The sequence below is a fragment of the Enterovibrio paralichthyis genome (genome assembly GCF_019209835.1).
In the GTDB taxonomy this organism is placed as follows: domain Bacteria; phylum Pseudomonadota; class Gammaproteobacteria; order Enterobacterales; family Vibrionaceae; genus Enterovibrio; species Enterovibrio paralichthyis.
The window spans coordinates 1-8172 of sequence record NZ_JAHUTS010000049.1; the positions used below are offsets into that span (position 1 = coordinate 1).

7 protein-coding genes and 2 pseudogenes are annotated in these 8172 nt (G+C 45.8%); 5 read left to right on the forward strand and 4 right to left on the reverse strand.

From position 1 onward, the window contains the following. Positions 1-167: 167 nt before the first annotated feature. A pseudogene (locus KU854_RS24405) lies at positions 168-737 on the reverse strand (Tn3 family transposase); the annotation flags it as partial. A 274-nt stretch (positions 738-1011) separates the two neighbouring features. Here KU854_RS24405 and umuC point away from each other — a divergent pair. After that, positions 1012-2184: a translesion error-prone DNA polymerase V subunit UmuC gene (gene umuC / locus KU854_RS24410; protein WP_008845658.1), complete on the forward strand. Its 1173-nt coding sequence runs from the start codon at positions 1012-1014 to the stop codon at positions 2182-2184. 10 nt (positions 2185-2194) lie between these two features. On the opposite strand, the gene mobI is transcribed toward umuC, so the two are convergent. Continuing rightward, positions 2195-2638 (reverse strand): conjugative transfer protein MobI(A/C), encoded by a 444-nt coding sequence (gene mobI, locus KU854_RS24415; RefSeq protein ID WP_040523231.1) that lies wholly within the window; start codon positions 2636-2638, stop codon positions 2195-2197. A gap of 464 nt (positions 2639-3102) precedes the next feature. On the opposite strand from mobI, the gene KU854_RS24420 reads away from it, so the two are divergent. Genes KU854_RS24420 through KU854_RS24430 form a run of 3 tightly spaced genes read left to right on the forward strand, consistent with a single transcriptional unit; the run spans position 3103 to position 5592 of the window. Continuing rightward, the gene (locus KU854_RS24420; protein ID WP_008845654.1) at positions 3103-4077 is read left to right on the forward strand and encodes a ParM/StbA family protein; all 975 of its coding nucleotides are present in this window, start codon (positions 3103-3105) and stop codon (positions 4075-4077) included. Between the two features lie 2 nt (positions 4078-4079). Then, positions 4080-4349, forward strand: a complete 270-nt coding sequence (locus KU854_RS24425) for a hypothetical protein (protein ID WP_040523228.1) — start codon at positions 4080-4082, stop codon at positions 4347-4349. Position 4350: 1 nt separating this feature from the next. Next, positions 4351-5592, forward strand: coding sequence for a tyrosine-type recombinase/integrase (locus KU854_RS24430; protein WP_008845652.1), 1242 nt, complete (start codon positions 4351-4353; stop codon positions 5590-5592). Between the two features lie 16 nt (positions 5593-5608). Here the strand turns inward: KU854_RS24430 and KU854_RS24435 are convergent, their stop codons facing one another. Both KU854_RS24435 and KU854_RS24440 read right to left on the reverse strand, forming a co-directional pair. Beyond that, positions 5609-5803, reverse strand: coding sequence for a helix-turn-helix transcriptional regulator (locus KU854_RS24435; RefSeq protein WP_040523226.1), 195 nt, complete (start codon positions 5801-5803; stop codon positions 5609-5611). A 596-nt stretch (positions 5804-6399) separates the two neighbouring features. Beyond that, positions 6400-6477 (reverse strand): annotated as a pseudogene (locus KU854_RS24440) (peptide chain release factor 3); the annotation flags it as partial. Between the two features lie 447 nt (positions 6478-6924). Between KU854_RS24440 and KU854_RS24445 the strand changes: the two are divergent. After that, on the forward strand, positions 6925-8172 hold a 1248-nt coding region (locus tag KU854_RS24445; RefSeq protein WP_218360831.1), incomplete at its 3' end, for a retention module-containing protein.

Genomic DNA, 8172 nt, shown 5'->3' on the forward strand with positions numbered 1-8172 from the left:
AATTTCGTTTTTGATGGCCATATCAGGGCTGTTCCGTATTAAATGTACGATATTTACCTAATTTGCCACACTTATAAGTAGTAACCCACCTCCGCAGCCATTTATTGGTGTGGTCTACAGAGGATTATGTCTTTTTAGAGGGGAAAATCCCTAGAACCCCATTATGATACTTGGTAATCATTCCCCCCACGAAATTTATTGCCATTAACTGAAGTAATAGCACGTTTTAACTGATGGTATGCTTCACCTCTGTTCAAGGCTTGCTGGACGTAATGACGCAACGTTGAATTATCAACATACTCCAAAACATAAATAGATTTAATTAAACGGTCGTACTCATGCAATGCTGACAATCTTCGGCTCTTGCCGTTACTCAACTTTCTAATGATTGTGCTTTGAGTGGTGGTTTTACGACTCAATGAACAAACAATATGCTGAATATTGTCCCATTCTTCAGCAATTAGCTTATGATTAATATCTTTCTTTAATTGAATACGGCCTCCGTTCTCTTCAGTCACTTCAAATAGCTCAAAAAACACCTTTTTCATTTTCGCGTATCGAGGGGCGAATGTGTAACCAAAGAAATCTAATATAGCGAAGTTAACATTATTGGTACCATGCGTATCGGTCGATAAGGTATTAGGCTGTATATCTGAAGAGTTGTTATAGAGTAAGTCAAAAGCAAAGTGACCTTCATATTCGTTAGCGCCAATGACTTGCGTACTCACCGGAACATGACGTGGTCAACCAAAATTGACCAACCCAGTTAAGCTACTTTTTTCAATTTCTTCATGTCCGCCTCATATTGATTTGAAATTTCCATACTTTATCTAATTCATGTTTTTCTAAATTAGCTAAAATGCAACTCAGAAATGTCCAGAAGTGAGTTGTGTGGTGTCGAGTGGAGATTGTACGATTAAGCCCCTAAGTAATTAGTCCGTCAGTCTCCCTCGGTAATCAAATTAGTACATCTTAGCGATCAAATTGGTAAAAAATTAGACATGTAGATGAATGCCCACCTTAAAAAATAGACAGCGGGTTGGGCTGGGTGATTTTTCTGGTGTTAGACGCCAGCAACCCATGCGGCAGAATGGTTGCTCACTTACTCGTCTATTTTTAGCGGGAATTCTTAGCCAACTGTATGAACTGTATGCGGATTTGAGCAGTCGAGTGATGCGCACTTTGGAGGAGATGGCACCACGAGTAGAGGTTTACTCCATTGACGAAGCGTTTTTAGATTTAACCGGTATTGAGTCTGTCCTATCCCTTGTCGAGTTCGGACAACAAGTGCGAGAGCGCATAGGCCACTGGATTGGGATCACCGTCTGTGTAGGCATTGCACCGACTAAAACACTCGCCAAGCTGGCTAACCATGCCGCCAAGAAATACCCCGCCACTCAGGGGGTTGTAGATCTAACCAATCCAGATCGGCAACGTCGATTGCTCGCATTAGTCCCGGTTGATGATGTTTGGGGCGTTGGTAGACGGCTTTCTAAGCGTTTAAATGCCTTGGGTATCAGCACAGCCTTAGACCTCGCCAATGCCTCACCTAGAGCCATCAGAGACCAGTTCTCGGTGGTTTTAGAGAGAACCGTCAGAGAGCTCAATGGTGAGTCGTGCATTGAACTTGAAGAGATCCCACCAACTAAGAAACAAATTGTCTGTAGCCGTTCATTTGGCGTAAAAGTAACGCACTTTGAATTGTTACGTGAGGCCGTATGTGAATACGCAACCCGCGCCACTGAGAAGCTACGCAAAGAACAGCAGCAAGCCAAAGTGATGACCGTGTTCATACGTACCAGCCCCTTTAAGGACAACGAGCCGCAATACAGCAACTCTGCATCGGGTGAGTTGCTGATCCCCAGTTGCGATACTAGGGATTTTATCGAGCTGGCCAGTCATTTACTCAAGCGGATATGGAAGGATGGTTTTCGTTATGCCAAAGCGGGCGTCATGCTGTCTGACTTTTACGATCCTGGCATGTTTCAGCCAGGACTATTCGATGACGTATCGATCCGCTCTAATAGCCAACAGTTAATGTCTGTATTGGACACCATTAACCAAAGTGGTGCCGGAAAGGTTTTCTTTGCTGGACAAGGTACGAAGAAAGATTGGTCGATGAAGCGAGAGCATTTATCTCCCGCTTATACAACACGCTGGGACCAGTTGCCGCGAGTGAAGTAGCGCCGAGAATTCAGTAGGCATTCACTCTGCGACGCAGCATGTTGAGCTTATCAACCTGGCGTCGAATATCACTGAAAAATTCCTCTTTCTCCATGGCCAGCGCTAACTCCCATTCTTTGGCCAAACCTTGGCAGTCCAAAAATGAGTATCTCAGCTTCGTCTTTGAGATACGCAGTCCTTTACTAAAGACTACGCGCTTGCCTCGTTGACCGTGAAAGCTGTTGATGTACCACTCAATGCCAAAGCCATACTTAAAGTCTCTGATACGGACACCAAGCAGCCCCCAATCTTTAAATGGCTCATTTTCACGAACCTTGTAATGGGTAACCCAAAAGTCATCAACTTCAGCTCGTGCCAGCGCTTTTAGCCTGTCCGTTTCTTGCTGAAGTAAATCTGATATCTCTGCTTTCCATTGTTCATTGACGATTTCTACCAAACCAATTTCCCCATCCAATTAACCCCAAAAGCCAAAACCACTATCCGTTTGGCTTTTGGATCGAAACGCCAAACGTAAAACTGCCGTAACAATCGCTGTTTGGCGTCTCGATATAAATCAACTCGCGCAATCCCATACCTGACAAGGGATGCAGCCCGATTTCACTTAAAAACGCCTGAAAAGACGTATCGTCATGAAGATACAAACCGTTTGGCGAGTTCAGGCCAGAAGGCAAACGACGTTTGGCGTCTCGATTTTTTTGGCTTAGTCATCCGCCGCCAAACAGAGCCTATTCTCATACTTTTGCGAAAATGCAATAGGCAGATAGATGAAAGGATTTGTCACCTTTCTGCCCACCGCCAGTGCACCGAATCCTGATAATGACATTTGAGTGAACCGCCAGAGCACTTGGAAATGCCCAAGCGTGACCTGAGCGGTTAGTTGAAAACCGTTAGAGCACTTTGAGTGCACAGGAGATAAGTATGTTTGTACTAGGCGTAGATATCGGTTACTCGAACCTGAAGCTGGCAATTGGCCAATCAGGCAGTGAACCGAAAACTATTATTCTGCCTGCGGGGGCCGGTCCTGCGGATCGTATGCCGGAGCGTATCGGTGGAGGCGATGATGAAACTTGTTTGTATGTGTCTGTCGAGAATGAGCGTTGGGCCGCTGGTGTGCCTGCTGGACGCCTTCAAGGTTGGGAACGGGAGCTTCACCCAGAATATCCCACCACAAAAACCTATAAGGCGCTTTTTCATGCCGCCTTGTTAATGGCTGAAACAGAATCCATCGATTTGGTTGTCACTGGATTACCGGTTTCCCAGTTTCATGAACCACAACGTAAGTCAGACCTTGTGAAGCGTTTAAAAGGTATTCATCAAGTAACGCCTAAGCGCAGCATCACCGTTCATGACGTCAAAGTGCTGCCGCAGCCTGCCGGTGCCTATATGGATCTGGTTCAAACAGGTGGAGATTTGGGCTTGATTGAAGAAGGTCGCGTCGTCGTCATAGATCCAGGCTTTTTTTCTGTTGACTGGGTTGCCCTTGAGGCCGGAGAAATTCGCTACAGCTCATCAGGAACCAGTCTTCAGGCAATGTCCGTGCTACTGGAAACCATTGATAAGCTGATTTCGGAAGATCATGGTGCCAAAGTGGGTATGGATCGACTTGAAAAAGCCATGAGAACCGGCGACTTGCAGGTGCTGCTATTTGGAGAAAAAGTCGATATTTCACCTTATCTGAATGCTGCAATGAAAAAGGTAGCGCCTGTTGCTCTTACAGCCATGCGCCAATCTATGCGCGACGAAAGCATCAATGCGGACTTGGTATTGATCGCCGGAGGTGGAGCCTTGGCTTATAAGGAAGCGGCCAAGGAGATTTTTTCACGAAGCAAGATCATCGTGCCGGAACAGTCTGTTTTGGCGAACGTCCGAGGCTTCTGGTTTTATGGGGCCTGATTATGAGAGTTGTCGTCAACATTCCCCCAGGGAGCCACCCTGAACTACTCAAAGAATTGGAAAAGACGCCGCCACGGGAACGCGCTGAGCGTCTGCGGATGCTGGCCACCTTTGGGTTAATTCACATGAGCCAACCCAATCTATCCACGACATCTGCACCGGTGGATGGCCATGCACCAGATGGTGAAGTGACTTCTATGAGTACAGCGCCAGAACCCAAAGCAGAATCACGTAAACAATCATTAAAATCAAAACTAGGGCTGGGCTTATAACATGGCGTTATCAGTTAGCTGGCTCGATGCCAGGTTAAATAAAGAAGCAAAAGAAACCGTAGTAAAAGCCGACCGAGATGGGCTAAGTGCTCGGGTATCACCCAAGGGCAAAATTGTTTTTCAGTTTCGTTATCGTTTCGATGGCAAGCAACAACGGGTAGACATAGGTACTTACCCACTTATGAAGCTTGCTGAAGCCAGGAATGAGCTAGATAGGTTAAGGGCAGTACTTGATCAAGGCCGAAACCCCAAGCTCTACCTACAGCAAGAACGGGCCAAGTATTCTGCCAATCAAAGCTTCGAATCGATTTTTCGAGACTGGATAGACTCTGCCGGTAAGCAAGGGCTAAAGGAGAAAACGTGGCACTACCAAAAACGCAGCAGTGAAATATATTTGCTGCCCCGACTTGGTAAGTACCCATTAACTGACATCAATGAATTGTCCTTAAGAAACTGTCTTCGTGAGGTTTCGGAAGCGTCTCCGTCAAACACAGAACGTCTAGTGTCTGTGCTGCATAAGTTTTATGACTGGCTGATAGATGAACAGATTTTGGAAATTAACGCTGCCGCTGGGATCACTGCAAAGAAGGTCGGCGGTAAGAAAGGCAAACGAACTCGGGTGCTAAATGACAACGAGATCAGGATACTTTGGCGCTATTTGCATGAGTCAAAAATCACTGAGAAGAATCGCATCTACATAAAACTGCTTCTCTTATTGGGAGGGCGCAAGGGCGAACTCATTCAAGCTGAAAAGCATCACTTTGACTTGCAATCTGCAATGTGGACAGTGCCCATAGAGATCCGCAAACAAGGTGAGAAAATTGGAGCGCCGATCATGCGGCCATTGATTAAGCCAGCTATTGAGCTGATTGAACTAGCGATGCAGATGAGCAAATCAACTTACTTGTTTCCCGCGAACGGACAAGAAGAGCTTGCCACAAATGGCTTTGATACCACTATTCCTAACAATGTGAAAATCTGGGCTCGCAGATCGCTTAGTGTTGAGATGGAACATTGGTCTATGCATGATCTTCGCAGAACGATGCGAACGCGAATGTCAGCCATCACCACGCAAGAAGTTGCCGAGTTGATGATTGGCCACAGCAAAAAAGGGTTGGATGCTATCTACAACCAATATCAGTACCTGGATGAAATGCGTCATGCTTACGACGTTTGGTATCAACAGCTAGAGACCATCATCGAGCCGACAGGCTTTTCATTCAACTGGCGTTTCGGACAATAAAATAAAAGAAAGAGGCTCAGTCCTCTTTCTTCTCATACTCCTCCAAGTCTTCAATGTGCCACAGCTTGTTTCGTGTATTTCGGTTGATGCGAGGTTGCGGCAAGCTGCCATCTTTTATTCTTCGCCAGAGCGTCGTATAGCTAATGTGGTAACGAGCCATCACTTCGTAAGATGTTAGAAAAGGGGTTGCCTGGTGCGCTACTGCTGTCATCTGCATTCTCCTGAAAATCAATGTAAAGCTATCATCGCCTGATTCATCACTAGTTGATGGTCAGAAAGATGCATGATTTGTTCAGAAGATCAGCCTTATCAAAACACAAATGTTGCTATTAGGTACTTTTCAGCTCAAACCTATGAATAACAAGGGCTACAAGGCGGTTTGTGTCATGAATAGCAATCAACATGCCTAACGAGAAAAATTTGTACACACTGTTTGTACACTCGCAACGATGACACATCAAAAACCACAATGACGAACCCTTTAAATTCATAAGCTTACAAACATAAAACTAGAGATGATCGCATTTATTCCGCTTTTGTAATGTCGAAACCAAAGTACCAAAAGCAGAAGGCACTTTCTTCATCAAACCCAGTAACCACAAGGCCTACAGCCAGATTTGTGTCATGGAATTTTCGCCAAAGGCCTCTAAAACGGAATTTGTACTCAAGTTTGTACACACTTTCCGAGGTTACGCTTGAACATCATTGAAAAGCAAAGAAACGAGAAAAAGACAAAAAGCCTTTAAATTCAGTACGTAGAGATGTGATTGTGGTGTGCAATGAAAGGTGGTTTTAAGCGTTGAAAGGCTGGGCGGCATCAGGATGCGAGATAATCGCAAACGTACGGCGTTTGCTGACTTCCTGCATAAATGGAGAGTTTGTCATGCTTAAGTTAATCCAGGGGTTGAACGCGACATATCACTTCGAAAGAAGCCATCGCGAAGCTTGAATTCAAATCGGTGGGTATTTTGTACGATATTGGCGATAGACTCAATCTTGGCGTGCTCAGCCGCAAAAATGTTAACAATTTGCAATGTATATTTTTCAAGCCACCATTTGCCGTATTTTGTACGGTGACCATATTTTGACCCAAAGCCCTACTCAAAAGCCTATTAATTGATCACAGTTCAATTCTTGCTGACTACTTGCACAGTTTTCATAAAGTTATTTGGAAATGGTTCCATTTCAATTTTTCCGTAGCTCGTCACTTTTTTGGCGACATTTTTTAACACCAATGTTCGAATTTGATGCCGATGCACAGTAATATAGATGAGACCTGTGTGTCATTTATGATAGTTGCGCATTTTTTTACTTTTCTGCAGGAAGAGATTCATGGATTCGATCATCACCAAACAAACAGCAAAAGTAATTTCTGTTAACGGGAACGCCTATGTTCTCGTGAATGGAAAAAGTATCGCTCTTGCTGATATGGCAGAAATCAACGCTGGTACCAAGATATTCCTCCCCGAAGGTGCCACAGCCATCTTAACGCTTGAAGATGGCAACATACTGCCAATTGGACAGAATGTAGAATCCAATGAATCGAACACCCCAAACACAACAGCAGATGAAATTGCGGCGCTGCAGGACTTAATTGCCCAAGGCATAGACCCAACAGAAGATCTTGAAGCACCGGCAGCAGGCGGAACACCAGCTTCAGGCGCTGGCTCATGGAGTGCAGTTGCCATCAGCCGCGATGGCGCAGAAACAATCGCGCAAGCGGGGTTTGATACAAGCGGGATTGCCAACGATTTCGGCACAGCAGCAGTGTTCCGTGAAGAGAATACAGGTATCTCAGATGCTGAGGATGCAGTCACACCTCCCACCCCTGAACCAACTATCGATGCCACTTTTACTTTGTCTTCTACTACCAACGGCGAAAACGTCGTGGAAGGCGGACAGATCACATACACAGTCACTCTCGACCAGATAGCACAAGAGAACATTACTGTTTCACTTAGCAACGGCGAAACCATTCTTGTTGCTGCAGGCGAAACTTCGGGCTCAGTGACAGTTGATGTGCGAGAGGATGACCTCTACAAACAAGACAATGATGAAATATCGGTAACTATCGATAGCATTTCAGAAAACAGCTTCGATAGCTCAACGCCTGAGGGGACTATTACTAATACGGTTGTTGATGATAGTGATTCAACCACTCTCTCACTGAAACTCAGCAGCAATACCGTTACCGAAGGCGGTACCCTGACACTGACCGTCAGCGTCGACAATGCCCCACAAAGCACGGATCTGAAAGTGACCCTGAGCAACGGCCAGGTGGTCACCATTCCGGCTGGCGAGACGTCAGTCACCGTGGATTACACCCCGCAACGCGCGGATGACCTTTACGTACAGGGCAACACCACCGAAACCCTGTCGGTCACAAAGACCGAGGGTGGGAATTATGAAAGCCTGAATACTCAGGCTACTTCAGACGTGATCGTCAAGGACGACGAAGACACTGTACTGGTCAACATCAGCGGCCCGGATTCCGTCGTCGAAGGTGAGACCACCGGTAAGTACACCGTTTCCCTGACCCAGAAGGCCGAGACCCCGGTGACCGTGAAGCTCACCTACTCC

Coding starts and splice junctions, on each gene's coding strand:
- umuC (WP_008845658.1), top strand. CDS start 1,012: ATGCCCACCTTAAAAAATAGACAGCGGGTTGGGCTGGGTGATTTTTCT.
- KU854_RS24420 (WP_008845654.1), top strand. CDS start 3,103: ATGTTTGTACTAGGCGTAGATATCGGTTACTCGAACCTGAAGCTGGCA.
- KU854_RS24425 (WP_040523228.1), top strand. CDS start 4,080: ATGAGAGTTGTCGTCAACATTCCCCCAGGGAGCCACCCTGAACTACTC.
- KU854_RS24430 (WP_008845652.1), top strand. CDS start 4,351: ATGGCGTTATCAGTTAGCTGGCTCGATGCCAGGTTAAATAAAGAAGCA.
- KU854_RS24435 (WP_040523226.1), bottom strand. CDS start 5,803: ATGACAGCAGTAGCGCACCAGGCAACCCCTTTTCTAACATCTTACGAA.